The sequence below is a fragment of the Embleya scabrispora genome, assembly GCF_002024165.1.
Lineage (GTDB): Bacteria > Actinomycetota > Actinomycetes > Streptomycetales > Streptomycetaceae > Embleya > Embleya scabrispora_A.
In genome coordinates, this window is record NZ_MWQN01000001.1 from 2246664 (window position 1) to 2263110 (window position 16447).

At 71.2% G+C, this 16447-nt stretch carries 15 protein-coding genes; 7 read left to right on the top strand and 8 right to left on the bottom strand.

Annotation, left to right across the window (positions count from 1 at the left end; genetic code table 11):
* Positions 1-10 precede the first annotated feature (10 nt).
* On the bottom strand, positions 11-973 hold the full coding sequence (locus B4N89_RS09690) for a zinc-binding dehydrogenase (protein WP_078975488.1): 963 nt from the start codon (positions 971-973) through the stop codon (positions 11-13).
* Between the two features lie 145 nt (positions 974-1118).
* Positions 1119-2282 (bottom strand): NAD(P)-dependent malic enzyme, encoded by a 1164-nt coding sequence (locus B4N89_RS09695; protein WP_078979235.1) that lies wholly within the window; start codon positions 2280-2282, stop codon positions 1119-1121.
* 359 nt (positions 2283-2641) lie between these two features.
* On the opposite strand from B4N89_RS09695, the gene B4N89_RS09700 reads away from it, so the two are divergent.
* From B4N89_RS09700 to B4N89_RS09710, 3 genes are all read left to right on the top strand, one after another.
* Positions 2642-3295: a CGNR zinc finger domain-containing protein gene (locus tag B4N89_RS09700; protein WP_235618544.1), complete on the top strand. Its 654-nt coding sequence runs from the start codon at positions 2642-2644 to the stop codon at positions 3293-3295.
* A gap of 258 nt (positions 3296-3553) precedes the next feature.
* Positions 3554-3997, top strand: coding sequence for an anti-sigma regulatory factor (locus tag B4N89_RS09705; RefSeq protein ID WP_379994809.1), 444 nt, complete (start codon positions 3554-3556; stop codon positions 3995-3997).
* A 92-nt stretch (positions 3998-4089) separates the two neighbouring features.
* On the top strand, positions 4090-4974 hold the full coding sequence (locus B4N89_RS09710; protein WP_078975490.1) for an RNA polymerase sigma factor SigF: 885 nt from the start codon (positions 4090-4092) through the stop codon (positions 4972-4974).
* A gap of 111 nt (positions 4975-5085) precedes the next feature.
* Here the strand turns inward: B4N89_RS09710 and B4N89_RS09715 are convergent, their stop codons facing one another.
* Positions 5086-5520, bottom strand: a complete 435-nt coding sequence (locus B4N89_RS09715) for a DUF5336 domain-containing protein (RefSeq protein WP_078975491.1) — start codon at positions 5518-5520, stop codon at positions 5086-5088.
* A 96-nt stretch (positions 5521-5616) separates the two neighbouring features.
* On the opposite strand from B4N89_RS09715, the gene B4N89_RS09720 reads away from it, so the two are divergent.
* A complete protein-coding gene (locus B4N89_RS09720; protein WP_078975492.1) occupies positions 5617-6546 on the top strand; it encodes a diacylglycerol/lipid kinase family protein in 930 nt (309 codons plus the stop codon).
* Positions 6547-6861: 315 nt separating this feature from the next.
* Positions 6862-7116 (top strand): WhiB family transcriptional regulator, encoded by a 255-nt coding sequence (locus B4N89_RS09725; RefSeq protein WP_020557388.1) that lies wholly within the window; start codon positions 6862-6864, stop codon positions 7114-7116.
* Positions 7117-7289: 173 nt separating this feature from the next.
* Here B4N89_RS09725 and B4N89_RS09730 read toward each other — a convergent pair whose 3' ends face one another.
* Entirely contained in the window at positions 7290-8759 is a 1470-nt protein-coding gene (locus B4N89_RS09730; RefSeq protein WP_078975493.1) for a sensor histidine kinase, read from the bottom strand.
* 78 nt (positions 8760-8837) lie between these two features.
* Here B4N89_RS09730 and B4N89_RS09735 point away from each other — a divergent pair, with 78 nt between their 5' ends.
* Together B4N89_RS09735 and nagA are read left to right on the top strand one after the other, a co-directional pair.
* Complete coding sequence (locus B4N89_RS09735) at positions 8838-10016, top strand: 8-amino-7-oxononanoate synthase (RefSeq protein WP_078975494.1); 1179 nt, start codon at positions 8838-8840, stop codon at positions 10014-10016.
* Positions 10017-10195: 179 nt separating this feature from the next.
* Positions 10196-11329: an N-acetylglucosamine-6-phosphate deacetylase gene (gene nagA, locus B4N89_RS09740; RefSeq protein ID WP_235618546.1), complete on the top strand. Its 1134-nt coding sequence runs from the start codon at positions 10196-10198 to the stop codon at positions 11327-11329.
* A 435-nt stretch (positions 11330-11764) separates the two neighbouring features.
* Here the strand turns inward: nagA and B4N89_RS09745 are convergent, their stop codons facing one another.
* From B4N89_RS09745 to B4N89_RS09760, 4 genes are all read right to left on the bottom strand, one after another.
* Complete coding sequence (locus B4N89_RS09745; RefSeq protein ID WP_078975496.1) at positions 11765-12835, bottom strand: SIS domain-containing protein; 1071 nt, start codon at positions 12833-12835, stop codon at positions 11765-11767.
* Between the two features lie 198 nt (positions 12836-13033).
* Complete coding sequence (locus B4N89_RS09750; protein ID WP_078975497.1) at positions 13034-14500, bottom strand: glycoside hydrolase family 3 protein; 1467 nt, start codon at positions 14498-14500, stop codon at positions 13034-13036.
* A gap of 6 nt (positions 14501-14506) precedes the next feature.
* A complete protein-coding gene (locus tag B4N89_RS09755; protein ID WP_078975498.1) occupies positions 14507-15340 on the bottom strand; it encodes a carbohydrate ABC transporter permease in 834 nt (277 codons plus the stop codon).
* Entirely contained in the window at positions 15337-16341 is a 1005-nt protein-coding gene (locus B4N89_RS09760) for a carbohydrate ABC transporter permease (protein ID WP_235618547.1), read from the bottom strand. Before B4N89_RS09760 ends, B4N89_RS09755 begins: the two co-directional genes overlap by 4 nt.
* Positions 16342-16447: the final 106 nt, after the last annotated feature.

Below are 16447 nucleotides of genomic sequence, written 5' to 3' on the forward strand. Positions count from 1 at the left end.
GCCAACCAACTCAAACAGTGAAAACGATCTTCCCGAACAAATCGCCCTCCGCCACCCGCCGAAATCCCTCCACCGCCTCGCTCAACGGCAGCACCGAGTCGATCACCGGCCGCACCCCACCATGCGCGCACAGCCGAAGCAGCCCCGCGAGTTCGTCCTTGTCGCCCATCGTCGAGCCGACCACGCGCAGTTCGTTGAAGAAGATCCGGGTCAACTCGGCGGCCGGCGGCCGATCGCCCGAGGTGGCGCCGGAGATCACGATCGTGCCCCCCGGTTTCAGGCTCTTGACCGAGTGCGACCACGTGGCCGCGCCGACCGTCTCCATCACCGCGTCCACCCGCTCGGGCAACCGCGCGCCCGAGGCGAACGCCGCGTCGGCGCCGAGCCGCACCGCACGCGCGCCCTTGGCCTCGTCCCGGCTGGTCACCCACACGCGGTACCCGGCCGCCTTCCCGAGCACGACCAGCGCGGTGGCCACCCCGCCGCCGGCGCCCTGGACCAGAATCGTGCCGCCCGGCCGCGCCCCCGAGTTGGTGAACAACATCCGATACGCCGTCAGCCACGCCGTGGGCAGGCAGCACGCCTGCTCGAAGCTCAGTTCGGCGGGCTTGGGCAGCAGATTCCAGCGCGGTACGGCGACCTTCTCGGCGAAGGTGCCGTCGTAGCGCTCGGTCAGGATCGACCGGGGCTCGTCGGTCCCGAGCCCGCCGATCACCGAGTGCACGACGACCTCGTTGCCGTCCTCGTCGATCCCGGCCGCGTCACAGCCCAGGATCATCGGCAACTGCTTCTCGGTGATGCCCACGCCCTTGAGGGACCACAGGTCGTGGTGGTTCAGCGAGGCGGCCTTGACCGTGACGGTCGTCCACCCCGGCGGCAGGGCCCCGTCCGCGCCGGGCTCGGGTCGTTCCCCGAGTCGGAGACCGGACAGCGGGTCCTGGGCATCGATGCGCACGGCACTCACGGCAAACATGCAGGCACCCTACTGACGCCGGCGACGAGCCGAGGGGCCCACCCGCCCGGGTGGGCCCCTCGGCTCTCGGCAGCCGTGGCCGCGCGGCGATCGTCGAACGGTCGGCGAGGAGCCGTCGGACGATCCGCGATCCACGGACCGCGGCTCAGATGCGCGCCACGCCGTCCCGGCGCGCGGCCTCGGCCACCGCCTTGGTGACCGCCGGCGCCACGCGCTCGTCGAACGGCGACGGAATCACCCGGTCGGGCGCCAGCTCGTCGGCGACGACGGCGGCCAGCGCCTCGGCGGCGGCCACCTTCATCCCCTCGGTGATCCGCTTGGCGCGCACCGACAGGGCGCCGGCGAACACACCCGGGAAGGCCAGCACGTTGTTGATCTGGTTCGGGTAGTCGCTGCGCCCGGTGGCGACCACGGCCGCGTACTTGTGCGCGAGGTCCGGCTCGATCTCCGGGTTCGGGTTGGCCATCGCGAAGATGATCGCCTCGGGCGCCATCGTCGCCACGACCTCCTCCGGCACCTTGCCCGCGGAAACCCCGAGGAAGACGTCGGCGCCCTTCATCGCGACCTCGATGCCGCCCCGCAGACCGGCCTTGTTGGTCAGCTCGGCGATCATCCGCTTGATCGGCGTCAGGTCGTCGCGGCCCTCGTGCACGATGCCCCGGCTGTCCACCACGCACAGGTCGCCGATGCCGGCCTCGATCAGGATCTTGGCGATCGCGATGCCCGCCGCGCCCGCGCCCGAGATGACCGCGCGCAGGTCGCGCAGGCCGCGCCCGGTCACCGTGGCCGCGTTGCGCAGCGCGGCCAGCGCCACGATCGCGGTGCCGTGCTGGTCGTCGTGGAAGACCGGGATGGACACCCGCTCCTGGAGCCGGCGCTCGACCTCGAAGCAGCGCGGGGCGCTGATGTCCTCCAGATTGATCCCGCCGAACGAGGGGGCGAGCCGGGCGATGGTGTCCACCAGCTCGTCCACGTCGGTGCAGTCGAGCGCGATCGGCACCGCGTCGACGCCGCCGAACTGCTTGAACAGGATCGCCTTGCCCTCCATCACCGGCAGCGACGCGGCCGGACCGATGTCGCCCAGGCCGAGCACGGCGGTGCCGTCGGTGACGACCGCGACCGTGTTGGACACCCACGTGTAGTCGTGGACCAGCTCCGGGTTCTCCGCGATGGCCGTGCAGACACGTGCCACACCGGGCGTGTAGGCCAGCGACAGGTCGTCGCGGTCGCGCACCGGGACGGTCGAGCGAACTTCCATTTTCCCGCCCCGGTGCAGGGCGAAGACCGGATCGAGTTCGTCCGTCGCCATGCTGTCCGTGGGGATGATCTCCGCTGCCACAGTGACCCCTCTTATCGAATTCATCGACATTGCTCGGTGGAAGTGCAGCTCTCGGAACGCGAGCGCCGGCTGCATACCTCAGCGGCATCGGCGCTTCGTGCAGCGCACATGATCCGGCTGAGGGTACGGGGGTCACCCGTGACGCCGATTTTGGCACACCCCCCGAACGGGGGTACGCCGGGGCGATGAACCGATTACCACCTTTTTGGAATGGCCCGTCGGACCCTGGTGCACCCGGCCCAGACGCTAGTGCCACGGGCGGTACGCTGACAGTAACCGCCGCCACATCCGTCAGGTCGTTCCGGGCGAATCGCGCGCCGATCGTCCGCGTGACGCGGGCCGCTCGCGAGGCCACCGCCCCGCCTGCGCCGACGGGCCCGCCGATCGGGGCGGCGACCGCGACCGAAGGGCAGCCGTTGGACCTCTCCGCGTACGCCGAGCACGCGGTCCGCCTGGTCAACACCGAACAACCGGCCCGCGGCGAGGACCTGCTGCGCTCCCCCGACGACGTGCCCGCGCTGATCGCACCCGTTCGGCGGATCCCGTCCCGGGTGACCGACGACGACGTGGCCCGGTTGCGCGCGGTCCGCACCCGCCTGCGCGCGGTCTTCACGGCCGCCGCGGCCGGACGCGAGGCGGACGCGGTGGCGACGCTGAACGGACTGCTCGCCGAATTCCCCGTACATCCGCGCCTGACCGGCCACGACGCGAGCCCGTGGCACCTGCACCTGGCGGGCGACGCGGTCGGCCCGGCCGAGGGCTTCGCCGCCATCGCCGGCATGGGTCTGGCCGTGCAGTTGACCACGCACGGTATCGACCGACTCGGCGTCTGCCGGGCGCTCCCCTGCCGGAACGTGTTCCTGGACCTGTCCGCAAATCGCTCCCGCCGGCACTGCTCGGAGCGATGCGCCTCCCGCGCCAACGTGGCCCTGTACCGGGCCAGACGCCGGGCCCGGGAGCCGCAACCCGACCGACATACCTGACATATGCGGGTTGGCGCGCGGTCGGTTGTGGCACATGTACAGGGACGGCCTGATCTCCCGGTGCGAAATTACCGAAGTCGGGTACACTACGTACTCGTCAAATCACATATCGTGACGTACCGTCGGGTGGGCGGTTCCCTGGTCGTTCCCGCCCACGTTCGCGCATCGATGACGACAGTTGTCGGCCGGCGCGGTAGCGTCGCTGGGGTTCCCCGACATCGGTGGTGACCGCCTCCGGCGGCCACCCACAGCAGCACCTTGGAGGTGAGGGTGTCCCAGCGATCCGCACACACCGCGGACGAAGCCGGCACCGGGCAGCGTGACTTCGTCGAGGTCCGACTGCCTGCCGAAGGTGCCTATCTCTCCGTCCTGCGCACCGCCACGGCGGGCCTCGCGGCCCGACTCGACTTCACCCTGGACGAGATCGAGGATCTGCGCATCGCGGTGGACGAGGCGTGCGCGATGTTGCTCGATCAGGCGGTGGCCGGCGGGATCCTCTCCTGCGTGTTCAACCTGGTGGGCGACGCGTTGCACGTGACCGTGTCCGCGCCGACCACCGACGGTCGAACACCCGCGCGCGACACGTTCGCCTGGACCGTCCTGTCGGCGCTGGCCGGCGAGGTGGACGCCACGGTGAGCGACGACAAGGTGGTCGCCATCAGCCTGCACAAGAAGCGCGGTGGCGGGCCGGAGCAAACGTGAGCAGTGGTGTTGAAGGCGCGGCCAACGAACCGCAGCCGAGCGCGGCCTCACCCGACGAGGCCGCCGGGCGCGGCCGAGGGGAGGGTGAGGGCATGGTGAGCGACGCGAGTATGACGATGGACGGCGGCGTCGAGGCGACGGGGTCGGCGCAGCCTGCCGGAGCCGCCGGGCCCACGGGTCCCGCGGTGCCGAATCGGCGGCGGGCCGGTTCCGAACGCCACGCCCACGACCGCGAGGTCGCGCGGGGCCTGTTCGCGCGGTTGGCGGAGCTCGAATCGGATCCGCCGGCCCGGGCCGCGGTGCGCGATCGACTGGTGGAGATGCATCTGCCGCTGGTCGAGCACCTGGCCCGCCGGTTCCGCAATCGCGGCGAGCCGCTCGACGACCTGATCCAGGTGGCCACCATCGGCCTGATCAAGTCGGTGGACCGGTTCGACTCGGATCGCGGTGTCGAGTTCTCGACCTACGCGACGCCGACCATCGTCGGCGAGATCAAGCGGCACTTCCGGGACAAGGGCTGGGCGGTGCGAGTACCGCGCCGACTCCAGGAGTTGCGGCTCGCGCTGACCTCGGCGACCGCCGAGTTGTCCCAGCGCAACGGCAGGTCCCCCACCGTCGCCGAACTCGCCGTGCAGTTGGGGATCTCCGAGGAGGAGGTGCTCGAAGGCCTCGAATCGGCGAACGCCTACAGCACGCTGTCGCTGGACGTGCCGGACACCGACGACGATTCGCCGGCCGTCGCCGACACGTTGGGCGCCGAGGACGACGCGCTGGAAGGGGTCGAGTATCGCGAGTCGCTCAAGCCGCTCCTGGAGCAGTTGCCGCCGCGGGAGAAGAAGATCCTGCTGCTTCGCTTCTTCGGCAACATGACCCAGTCCCAGATCGCGCAGGAGGTCGGCATCTCCCAGATGCACGTCTCGCGGCTGTTGGCGCGCACGCTCGCGCAGTTGCGCGAGCGCCTGCTGGTCGAGGAGTAGCACCGGAGCGGCGGCACCGGATACGAGGTGCGCGCGGGTGTGGAAGCGCGGCGGCCCCGGACCGATGTCGGTCCGGGGCCGCCGCGCTTCGCCGAGCCGGTGTCCGCGCGCTCAGGCCCGCCGGGTCCGGTGCCGCGTTTCGAGCGCCTGGTACATCCCGGGGGTGGCGAGCGTGCCGATGGTGGCCACGCCCACGATCATGGTCAGGATCCCGATCGCCATCTGATCCGCCTTGATCAGATACCAACCCATGCCGACCACGATCAGATTGGCGGTGATCGCCGGCGATCGGCTCCAGCGCCGGCCACGCACCATGCCGGCGAATGCGGCGACTATCCCGGCGGCGAGGATCAGCAGGTAGATGCCGATCGCCACGCCCTCTGACGAGTTGGTCGGATGGCCGAACTCGCTGCGGAAGGTCAGGTAGAGGGCGTAGCCGAGGAGCGCGAACGCCTCGACACCGACCACTGCGGTACAGATGCGCCAGGTGAGCGGGAGGGCCCCGGCGGGGTCCGGCTGGTCCTGGGCGGAAGGGCTCTCGGTCACCCCAAGACTGTAACCTCGGGCCGGTGCGCCCCGGGCCGGCGGGCCGGTGTACTCCGGGCCGGGGGTGTCCTACCCGCCGGTAGATACCCTGTCGTCATGCGTGCCCTTCTCGTCGTGAACCCCAAGGCCACGACCACCAGTGAGCGGACCCGCGACGTGCTGGCACACGCGCTCGCCGGCGACCTCAAGCTCGACGTGGTCGGCACCGAGCACCGCGGCCATGCGGCGGAGCTGGCCCGGCAGGCGGCCGACGACGGCATCGACCTGGTGATCGCGCTCGGCGGCGACGGCACGGTCAACGAGGTGGCCAACGGCCTCCTGGCCGCGGGCCCGGCCCCCTCGCTGCCGGCGGTCGCGGTGGTCCCGGGCGGCAGTACCAACGTCTTCGCCCGCTCGCTCGGACTGCCCAACGACCCGGTCGAGGCGACCGGCCTGCTGCTCGAGGCGCTGCGCGCGGGCCGCAGTCGGGAGATCGGCCTGGGCCTGGCCGACGAGCGCTGGTTCCTGTTCTGTGCCGGGCTCGGCTTCGACGCCGAGGTGGTCGAGAAGGTGGAGCACCGCCGGGCCGGCGGCCGGCGAGCCACCCCGGGGTTGTACGTACGCTCCGCGATGCACCACTTCCTCGGCGGTCGAGACGCCCGCAGGCACGGGCCGCTCACGCTGGAGGTCCCGGGCATGGACCCGATCGGGGGAATCTGCCTCGGCATAGTCCAGAACACGGTCCCGTGGACGTTTTTGCGCGATCGGCCGCTGAATCCCTGTCCTCAAGCGTCATATGACACCGGATTGGACCTCTTCGCGCTCACCCGGATGACAACACTGCCCACATTGCGCCATCTGGCCCAGATACTGGGCTCCACGGGTAATGCTCCACACGGGCGTCACGTCGTGTCCCTGCACGACTGCGATGCGTTCACTCTTCGGGCTGAAGAACCTGTTTCCCTTCAGGTCGATGGGGACCATCTGGGAGAACATCGGAGTGTGACCTTCAGGGGGGTTCCCCGTGCACTGCGTGTGATTGTGTGAGTGGAAGGGCCTTTTGACCTTTCACTCGAACGCGAATACCCCGTTCATCCCTTCGATGTAGTGGTGTGACCTAGTCGACACCGATGATTTAAAAAATCCTGGCCCAAGGGGGTTGTATCGGCGGCCGAGGTTTGTAAGGCTCTACGAGGCGGCAGGGACGTGGCCGAAAGGTCATCTTCACCGCCCGAATCCACTGCCAAACCTGGGGACCGACTCCGTCGGCCCCATGCTTGTCGGGGGGTTCGTGAAAGCGTTCACATTCACAAGCCACAGCGGGGCCGGAAGCCCTTGCTGACCCACGAGGAGTTGGACCGCATGGACTGGCGCCACGTTGCTGCCTGCCGTGACGAAGACCCGGAGCTGTTCTTCCCGATCGGCAACACCGGTCCCGCTCTGCTTCAGATCGAGGAGGCGAAGGCGGTCTGCCGCCGTTGCCCCGTGATGGAGCAGTGCCTGGGCTGGGCTCTCGAGTCCGGTCAGGACGCGGGTGTGTGGGGCGGTCTGAGCGAGGACGAGCGTCGCGCTCTCAAGCGCCGCGCCGCCCGCAACCGCGCCCGCGCCTCCGCCTGATCACCACGACGGGCTGAACTCTCCGGAGACTTGGATCACCGGAAAACAAAAGAGCTTTACCGCAGTTGCCCCGCCGGGGTCCGATCGGACCGAGGCGGGGCAACTGCTTTTTCCCGTATGGGTGTTCCTCATATACGCGGGATCCGCGCCGATCCGAGATCGGGCGGCGGCACTCAGCGGCGCTGCCGCAGTTGTACGTCCAGCCTGACGATCGTGCCGCCGGCCGGATTGGGCACCATGTCGAAACGGCCCGCGAGTTCGCTGCCCACGAGGGTGCGCACGATCTGCAGACCGAGATTGCCGGACGTCTGCGGATCGAAGTCGTCGGGCAGGCCGATGCCGTCGTCGGTGACGGTGATCAGCAGTCGTTCGGCCCGCCGTTCCGCGTGCACCTCCAGGGTGTTGGCCCGATCCGCGTAGGCCGGGTCCTCGAACGCGTGCTCCAGGGCGTTTTGCAGCAGCTCGGTCAACACCATCGCCAGCGGCGTGGCGGTCTCCGCGATCAGCTCGCCGAAGTTGCCGTGCCGAGCGGTGCGCACCCGCAGCGAGGAGGCGGCGACCTCGGTGACCATGGACAACACCCGGTCGGCGATCTCGTCGAAGTCCACCCGCTCGTCCAGCGTCTGGGACAACGTCTCGTGCACGATCGCGATCGAGCCGACCCGGCGCACCGCCTCCTCGAGCGCGGCGCGGGCCTGCGGCGCGTCCATCCGACGGGCCTGCAGGCGCAGCAGCGCGGCCACCGTCTGGAGGTTGTTCTTCACCCGATGGTGGATCTCCCGGATGGTCGCGTCCTTGGTGATCAGCTCGCGTTCGCGGCGGCGCAATTCGGTCACGTCGCGCAGCAGCATGATCGCGCCGATCCGCTGACCGCGCGGCTTGAGCGGGATCGCCCGCAGCTGCACCACCGCGGCCGGCGTCTCGACCTCGGTCTCGCGCGGCGCCCAACCGCTGGCGACGGCGGAGATCGCCTCGTCGACCGGTCCCTCGTGCGGGGCCAGTTCGGCGGTGATCCGGCCGAGGTGGCAGCCGACCAGGTCGGTGGTCAGGCCGAGTCGGTGGTAGGCGGAGAGCGCGTTGGGGCTGGCGTACTGCACGATGCCGTCGGCGTCGAGCCGGATCAGCCCGTCTCCCACACGCGGCGAGGCGTCCATGTCGAGCAGTTCGCCGGCGTGCGGAAACGTCCCTGCGGCGATCATCTGGGCGAGATCCGCGGCGCTTTGCAGGTAGGTCAGTTCCAGCCGGCTGGGCGTGCGCGCGGTGAGCAGGTTGGTGTTGCGCGCGATCACCCCGATCACCCGGCCCTCGCGCGAGACGGGGATGGCCTCGACCCGCACGGGCACGTCGTCGCGCCACTCCGGGTCGCCCTCGCGCACGATCCGCCCCTCGTCGAGGGCGGCGTCGAGCATCGGCCGCCGGCCGCGCGGGACGAAGTCGCCGACCAGGTCGTCCTGGTGCGAGGTGGCGCCGGTGTTCGGCCGCATCTGCGCCACCGCCACGTACTGCCCGTCGTCGGTGGGCACCCACAACACCAGGTCGGCGAACGACAGATCCGCGAGCAGCTGCCACTCGGACACGAGCAGGTGCAGCCACTCCAGGTCGGCGGCGGACAGCGCGCCGTGGCGGCGGACGAGATCGTTCATGGAGGGCACACACGCAGCGTACTTTCCGTCCGGCCTGCGATCCTGGCCGCCCCACTCCGCCGCACCCGTGAGGTATGGATGTCCACCGAATCGCCCACGCCCGACCGGTCCCTCCCCGGCGGCGGTCATCCGCTCGACTGGCTGGACCTGCGGGAGAAGGAACGGGAGGAGGCGGGGCTGCGGCGCCGGCTGCGCCCGCGCGAGGCGAGCGTCGACGGGCTGGATCTGGCCGGAAACGACTACCTGGGGCTGACCCGCGACGAACGGGTGATCGAGGCGGGCGTGCGCGCGCTGCGCACCTGGGGCGGCGGGTCGACCGGGTCGCGCCTGGTGACCGGATCCACGACGCTGCACGCCGGGTTGGAGGCGGAGTTGGCCGAGCACATGGGCGCCGAGGCGGCGCTCGTGTTCTCCTCCGGCTACCTGGCCAACCTCGGGGTGATCTGCGGCCTGATCGGCAAGGGCGGACTGGTCGTCTCGGACGCGATCAACCACGCCTCGATCGTCGACGCGTGCCGGCTGTCCCGGGCCCGGGTGGCGATCACCCCGCACTGCGACGTCGAGGCGGTGGCCCGGGTGCTGGCGGAACGGGCCGAGGAACGGGCCCTGGTGGCCGTGGACGCGGTTTTCTCGGTCGACGGGGACATCGCCCCCCTCGCGGAGCTCGCGGCCGTCACACGGCGATATGGCGCCGTCCTGCTCGTGGACGAGGCGCACGGGCTCGGTGTGGTCGGCGCGGGCGGTCGGGGCGCGGTACACGCGGCCGGGCTCGCGGGCGCCGACGACGTGGTGCTGACCGCGACGCTGTCCAAGGCGCTCGGCGCGCAGGGCGGCGCGGTGCTGGGTCCGCGTCGGGTGGTCGAGCACCTGGTCGACGCGGCCCGGTCGTTCATCTTCGACACCGGGCTGGCCCCGGCGAGCGTCGCGGCGGCCCTGGCCGCGCTGCGCATCCTGCGGGCGGAGCCGGATCTGGCCGAGCGGGTACGGGCGAACGCGCGCGCGCTCGCGGCCGGCGCCCGGGCGGCGGGCCTGCGCGCGACCGCGCCCGAGGGCGCGGTGACGTCGGTGCTCGTCGGTGAGGCGCGGCTCGCGTTCGACACCGCCGCGCGCTGCGCGGAGGCCGGGGTCCGGGTCGGCTGCTTCCGTCCGCCGTCGGTGCCCGACGGCATCTCCCGACTGCGTCTCGCGGCCCGCGCGGATCTGACGTCGGCCGATCTGGAGCGGGCCCTTACGGCGCTGCGATACGCCACTTCGTGACCCGATAACCACCGATATACGTGTCATGTCCCTCGACATTGGTCTAGACAACTGGGATTGGTCTGAACCAAAATGGGCGGCGGCCTCCCGGCCCGCACCGGGAGGCCGCCGAACGTTCGGCCGCGTAGCGGTCCCGCAGGGAAGGAAGGGCACGCGTGGCCGGCATAGGGGCACCTCGCGTGCTTGTGGACGGGAAGCTCGTGGGCCCGGCCGAGGTGGGGGTCGAGCAGGGCCGGATCACCGGCGTCACCGAGGGGCCCGGCCGCCCCGACACGCTCCGGCTGCCGCACGGTGTGCTCACCCCCGGTCTGATCGACGTGCAGCTCAACGGCGCGTTCGGGCACGACTTCGTGGCCGCGGACGCGACCGCCTGGCGTGAAGTCGCCGCCCGGCTCCCGTCGACCGGGGTCACCGCCTTCTGCCCGACCTTCATCACCGGCGACCTGGACACCCTCACCGCGGCCCTCGTGCGGGCCGCCGAGGTGCGCGCCAAGCTCGCCGCGGAGCCCATCGCGCGCGATCTGGGCGTGCACCTGGAGGGGCCGTTCCTGTCCCCCGCCCGGGTCGGCACCCACCCGCCGGAGTACCTGCGCGAGCCCGCTCCCGAACTGGTCGACCGGCTGCTCCTGGACGACGCCGTCCGCGAAGCGCTGACGCTGGTCACCCTGGCCCCCGAACTTCCCGGTGCGCTCGAGGCCATTCGACGCATCGTCGCCGCGGGGATCCGAGTCTCGGCCGGACACACGGACGCGACCGCCGCCGAGATGTCCGCCGCCGCGGACGCGGGCGCGACCATGGTCACCCACCTGTTCAACGCCCAGCGCGGTCTGGGCCACCGCGAGCCGGGCGTGGTCGGCGCGGCGCTGAGCGACCCGCGCCTGACCCCCGGCCTGATCGCCGACCTGCACCACGTGGTGGGCCCGGTCTGCTCGCTGGTCCTGCGCGTGGCGGGCGAGCGCACCGCGCTGGTCACCGACGCGATGGCGGCCGCGGGCATGCCGCCCGGCCGCTACCGGCTCGGCGACGTGGACGTGACCCTGGTCGAGGGCGACGTGCCGCGCAACCCCGACGGCACCATCGCCGGCTCGGCGCTGACCCTGGACCTGGCCGTGCGCAACCTGATCGGCCTGGGCAACCCGCCGGCGCGGGTGCTCACCTCCGCGACCCGGGTCCCGGCCGACGCCCTGGGCCGCACCGACCTCGGCCGCATCGCCCCCGGCGCCACGGCCGACCTGGTCTGGTGGAGCGACGACTGGACGATCCTCAAGACCTGGATCGGCGGAGTGGTCGCCTACGAGGCCGCCACCGTCTGACCACCCCCGCCCCACACCCGCCGCCGCCCGGTCCGGGCCCGGCGCGAGGGCTTCGGCGCGTTCCGGCCGGCCGTCCCCGGACGGGCACAGGCCCTCGACCGGGTCGGCCCGGAGGCGGAGGTGCTCCGGGTACCCGCGCTCCGACGCACACCGCGCCGCCGATCGAGCCGGCGACACCGAGGCGGGCACGATCCGGCACCCGATCGCCGCGGCCCGCCGCGTACGCGCCGGAGCCGGAGCGCCTTCCGGCCGATGGGGTCGGCATCCGTCCCGCCGGCATCCGCCCGGACGACGAAACGACCCGGGCCCGGACCGTGGTGGTCCGGGCCCGGGTCGATCCGCTGCTCGACGGCCGCCGGCGGCGCGAGGCCGGGTCGGCGGACCCGCGAAGCGCCCTCGCCGAGCGCGCCCCGGGGCCGCCCCCGGGCGTCGACGTCAGCGCGTCTCGGTCACCTTCGCCAGCGCCCGAGGGGCGTCCGGGTCCAGACCGCGGGCCATGGTGACCTCGTACGCCAGCAGTTGCAGCGGAATGATCTCCAGGATCGGCTGCACCTCCTCGGCCACACCCTCCGGCAGCACGAAGCCCGCCGAGGCCCGGCCGACCTGGTCCGCGTTGCCGATCACCATCAGGTCCGCACCGCGCCCGCGCAGCCGCTCCAGGACCGGCTGGAGGGCGTCGCCGCCCTTGCCGTCCGGCACCACCGCGATCACCGGGCTGACGTTGTCGACCATGGCCAGCGGCCCGTGCAGCAGGTCCGCCCCGGAGAACGGCTGGGCCGGGATGTAGCTGGTCTCCATGATCTTCAGCGCCGCCTCGCGCGCCGTCGGATAGCCGTAGCCGCGCGAGGTGATCACCAGGCGCTGCGCGAAGCGGTAGCGCTGCGCCAGCTCGGCCACCTCGTCCCGGCGGTCCAGCACGTCCCGCGCCAGTGCCGGTAGCAGGTCGGCCGGCGAGGTGTCGCCGCCGCGCAGGCCCTCGACGAACAGGTACAGCGCGAGCAGTTCCGCGGTGTACGTCTTGGTCGCGGGCAGCGCCTTCTCCGGACCGGCCAGCACGTCGATGTGGAACTCGGACACCGCGGCCAGCGCCGAGTCGGCGTTGTTGGTCACCGCGAGGGTGATCGCGCCGGCCTTGCGGGCCGCCTCGGTGGAGGCCACCAGGTCGGGCGAGCCGCCCGACTGGGACACGGTGATCACCAGGCAGTCGCGCAGATCCGGCTCCGCGCCGTACGCCGTGGTCGTGGACATCGAGGTGAGCCCGGCGGGCTTGCCGAGCAGCACCTCGATCAGGTACTTCGCGTACAGCGCGGCGTTGTCGCTGGTGCCCCGCGCGGTCAGCAGCACGAACCGCGGGTTGCGCGCGGCGATCTCGGCCGCGACGGCGCGGATCGAGGGCGCGCCCTCGGCCAGGATCCGGCGCAGCACGGCAGGCTGCTCCGCCATCTCGGCGGACATGATGGTGCCCCGGTCGGGTGCCAGGACGTCACGGTCGTCGGTGGCGGACATGGTGCGGCCTTCCGTTGATTCCACGTGCTGATTCGGTTCCGCATACGAATGCGGAGGTCGGGCGGATCCGCGGGGTCGTGCCCCGGGAACGTCCGCCTTCCCAGTGTCCGGTCTCCCGGTGTCGGGCGGGTTCACGGGGGCCGGACGCACGGTGTCGAACGGATACCGAGCGTCCCGGCCCCCTGCCGAGGAATGCCGTCAGGCGAGCCGACGGCCGGTCAGGATCTCGGCGGCGGCGATCCCGCACACGGTGGCGGCGCCGTGCGTGGCGAGATGGGCGGCGCCCGGAGTGGCAGCTCCGGGGATGCCCATCTCGACCACGACGGCGTCCGGCCGCGCGGCGAGCAGGCCCGCCACGATCTCGGTCGCCCAGACGTGGTGCTCCAGGTTGCGCACCACGAGCACCAGGGGACGGTCCGCCCCCGCGCGCAGCACCTCGTCGATCAGCTGCGGCTCGGCGGCCCGGGCCCGGGTCACCGTGGTCCCCGGCAGCGCCTCGGCCAGCACCGGCGCAAGGCCCCACGGGGTCTGCTCGCCGACCGCGATGTTGGCGGTGGGCGACAGCTCCACCACGTGCGCGGGCCGGTCGATCGGCGTCACGGTACCGGTCACGCGGACCGCCCGGCGGGCCGCGTCGAGCCCGAGCGCGTAGTCGACCGGCTCGGCCGCGCCGACCTTCGCCCACGCGGCCAGCGCGTGCACCCGCCCGGCCGCGTCGACCAGCCGCTCCTCGTCGAGCCGGCCCTCGCGGACCGCGTCCACCAGCGCGTCACGCAGGTGCAGCACGGTGTCCTCGTCGCACAGCCCGCCGCCCACGCACACCGCGTCGACGCCGGCCGCGATCGCGCGGACGGTGCCGTCGGCTATGCCGTAGGTGTCGGCGATCGCGCCCATCTCGATGGCGTCGGTGACGATCAGGCCGGTGTAGCCCAGTTCCTCGCGCAGCAGCCCGGTCATGATCTTCCGGGACAGCGTCGCGGGCAGTTCGGTGTCGTACGCGGGCAGCAGGATGTGCGCGCTCATGATCGCCTTGGTGCCGGCCGCGATGCTCGCGTGGAACGGCACCAGTTCCCGGGCGGCCAGCGTCTCGCGCGAGACGTCCACCAGCGGCATGCCGTGGTGCGAGTCGATCGCGGTGTCGCCGTGCCCGGGGAAGTGTTTGACGCACGCGGCCACGCCGGCCGCCTGAAGCCCGGTGACGTACGCGGCGGTGTGCCGCGCGACCAGGTCGGGCTCGGCGCCGAAGGCCCGCACGCCGATGATCGGGTTGTCCGGGTTGGAGTTGACGTCGGCCGACGGCGCCCAGTTGAGGTTGACGCCGCACGCGGCCAACTCGCGCCCGAGCCCGCGCGCGACCGCCTCAGTGGTCGCGGTGTCGTCCACCACGCCGAGCGCCAGGTTGCCCGGCCAGCGGCTGCCGGTGTTCACGTGTATTCGGGTGACGTCCCCGCCCTCCTCGTCGATCGCGACGATGAGGTCGGGGTTCTCCCTGCGCAGTTCCTCGGTCAGTGTGGTGACCTGTTCGGGGGTCGCGATGTTGCGACCGAACAGGCCCACCGAGCCCAGCCCGCCGGCGATCCGGTGCCGCAGCCATCCGGGTGCGGTCAGGCCGTCGAAACCGGGCTGCAGGACGGCGAGCGCCAGGCGCTCGAGACGTTCGGACATGGTTGATCAGCCCTTTACCGCGCCGGAGGTGAGCCCGCCGGTGACCTTGCCCTGCAAGACCAGGAAGATCGCAAGCACCGGAAGCATGAAGAGGGTGGAGGCGGCCATGATGGCGCCCCAGTCGATGGTGAGCCCGTTGCTGAAGGAGTTGAGCCAGGTCGGCAGCGTGCGCTGCTCCGGCTTGTTCAGCAGCAGCGCGTTGGCGAACGCGAACTCGTTCCACGCGGTGATGAAGCCGAACAGCGAGGTGGAGAGCAGACCCGGGGCCAGCAGCGGGAAGACGACCTTGCGGAACGCGGTGAAGCGCGAACAGCCGTCCACCCGGGCGGCCTCCTCCAGCTCCACCGGGATGCCCCCGAGGAAGCCGCGCAGGGTCACGATCGAGAACGGCAGCGTCATCACGAAGTAGATCGCGGTGAGCATCGGCAGCGAGTCGAGCAGGTCGTTGTCGCGCGCGATCAGGTACATCGGGATCATCAGCGCCTCCCACGGCGCCATCTGCGCGATGAACACCATGAGGATGAAGGGCGCCCGGCCCTTCCAGTGCATGCGCGCCACCGCGAACGCGGCGAAGCACGCCACGACCAGCGCCAGGAGCACGCCGCAGCCCGCGACCAACAGGCTGTTGCGCCAGTAGTCCCAGAAGTTCGGCGTGTTGACCGCGGTGTCGAAGTTGTGGAACGAGATCGAACTCGGCAGGAACTTCGGCGTCGACGACTGGATGTCCTTGGCCGGCTTGAACGCGGTGAGGATCATCCAGTAGACGGGGAAGATCGACACGGCGAAGACCAGCAGCGCCGCGATGTTGAGCGGAATCCGCTTCAGGGTGCGCGCCTTCACTTGTCGGCCTCCCGCTCCTGCTTGAACATCTGACGGAAGTAGAAGACGAGCATCACCACGAGGATGAGCACGGTGATCGTGGAGATCGCGCCGGCCATGTCGAACAACTTGAGCGACATGCCCTGCTGGTACGCGTACACGGGCAGCGTGCGGACGTCGTTGATCGGCCCGTTCTCACCCGCGATCGCCCAGATCTGGGCGAACGACTTGAAGATCCAGATCACTTCCAGCGAGGTCACCAGCGCGAAGATCGGGCGCAGGATCGGGAAGGTGATCGAGCGGAAGATCCGCACCGGACCCGCACCGTCGAGCCGGGCCGACTCGTAGACGTCGGTCGACACGGTGGTCAGCCCGGCGTAGAGGGTCAGCGTGGCGAAGGGGATCGACTGCCACACGATGAGCAGGGTGACCACGGTCAGGGTGGAGGTTCCGTGCGCGAACCAGGTGTAGCCCTCGTAGTCGAAGCCGAGCTTGACCAGCGCCCAGTTGACCACGCCGTTGTCGGAGCGGAACAGCCACTTGAAGATCGTGGTGGCCGCGATCACCGGGGTCGCCCACGCGGCGACCAGGCCGATCAGCACCACGATGCGCATGGCCTTGCCGAGCTTCATCAGCATCAGCGCGCACAGCGTGGAGATCACCATGATCGCCACGACGTTGACCGCGGTGAAATAGAAGGTCCGCCGGGTGACCTCCCAGAACTCGTCGTCCTTGAAGACGGCCTGGTAGTTCTCCCAGCCGACGTAGTCGGCCGACCGCGAGATCAGCTGCTTGAAGCGGTAATGCTGGAACGACAACATGACGTTCCGGACCACCGGATAGAACAGCAGGAAGGCGATCCCGAGGATCGCGGGCGCGACAAGAAGGTATGGGGTGACCGTCTTGACGATCCCCGACGGCTTGCGTGGGGGCTTCGATGCGCGTCTGGCACCCGATGGTGCCTGCTTGCGCGGGGGCTGCGTAGGTGTCGCGACCACCGCGTCTGCCTTGGAGGCTGACACAGCTGCCTTCCCGTTGTTCGGTGTCGGGGGTCTCCGGCCCGTCCGGCCCGGTGGCGGGACGTGGCGAGAGCGCGGAGCCGGCGACGGGGGACCGCCGGCGGGCCGC

What these genes read in the sequence shown, in the direction of transcription:
- B4N89_RS09690 (WP_078975488.1), bottom strand. Translation starts at nt 973, where the DNA reads ATGTTTGCCGTGAGTGCCGTGCGCATCGATGCCCAGGACCCGCTGTCC.
- B4N89_RS09695 (WP_078979235.1), bottom strand. Translation starts at nt 2,282, where the DNA reads ATGGCGACGGACGAACTCGATCCGGTCTTCGCCCTGCACCGGGGCGGG.
- B4N89_RS09710 (WP_078975490.1), top strand. Translation starts at nt 4,090, where the DNA reads ATGGTGAGCGACGCGAGTATGACGATGGACGGCGGCGTCGAGGCGACG.
- B4N89_RS09720 (WP_078975492.1), top strand. Translation starts at nt 5,617, where the DNA reads ATGCGTGCCCTTCTCGTCGTGAACCCCAAGGCCACGACCACCAGTGAG.
- B4N89_RS09725 (WP_020557388.1), top strand. Translation starts at nt 6,862, where the DNA reads ATGGACTGGCGCCACGTTGCTGCCTGCCGTGACGAAGACCCGGAGCTG.
- B4N89_RS09730 (WP_078975493.1), bottom strand. Translation starts at nt 8,759, where the DNA reads ATGAACGATCTCGTCCGCCGCCACGGCGCGCTGTCCGCCGCCGACCTG.
- B4N89_RS09735 (WP_078975494.1), top strand. Translation starts at nt 8,838, where the DNA reads ATGTCCACCGAATCGCCCACGCCCGACCGGTCCCTCCCCGGCGGCGGT.
- B4N89_RS09745 (WP_078975496.1), bottom strand. Translation starts at nt 12,835, where the DNA reads ATGTCCGCCACCGACGACCGTGACGTCCTGGCACCCGACCGGGGCACC.
- B4N89_RS09750 (WP_078975497.1), bottom strand. Translation starts at nt 14,500, where the DNA reads ATGTCCGAACGTCTCGAGCGCCTGGCGCTCGCCGTCCTGCAGCCCGGT.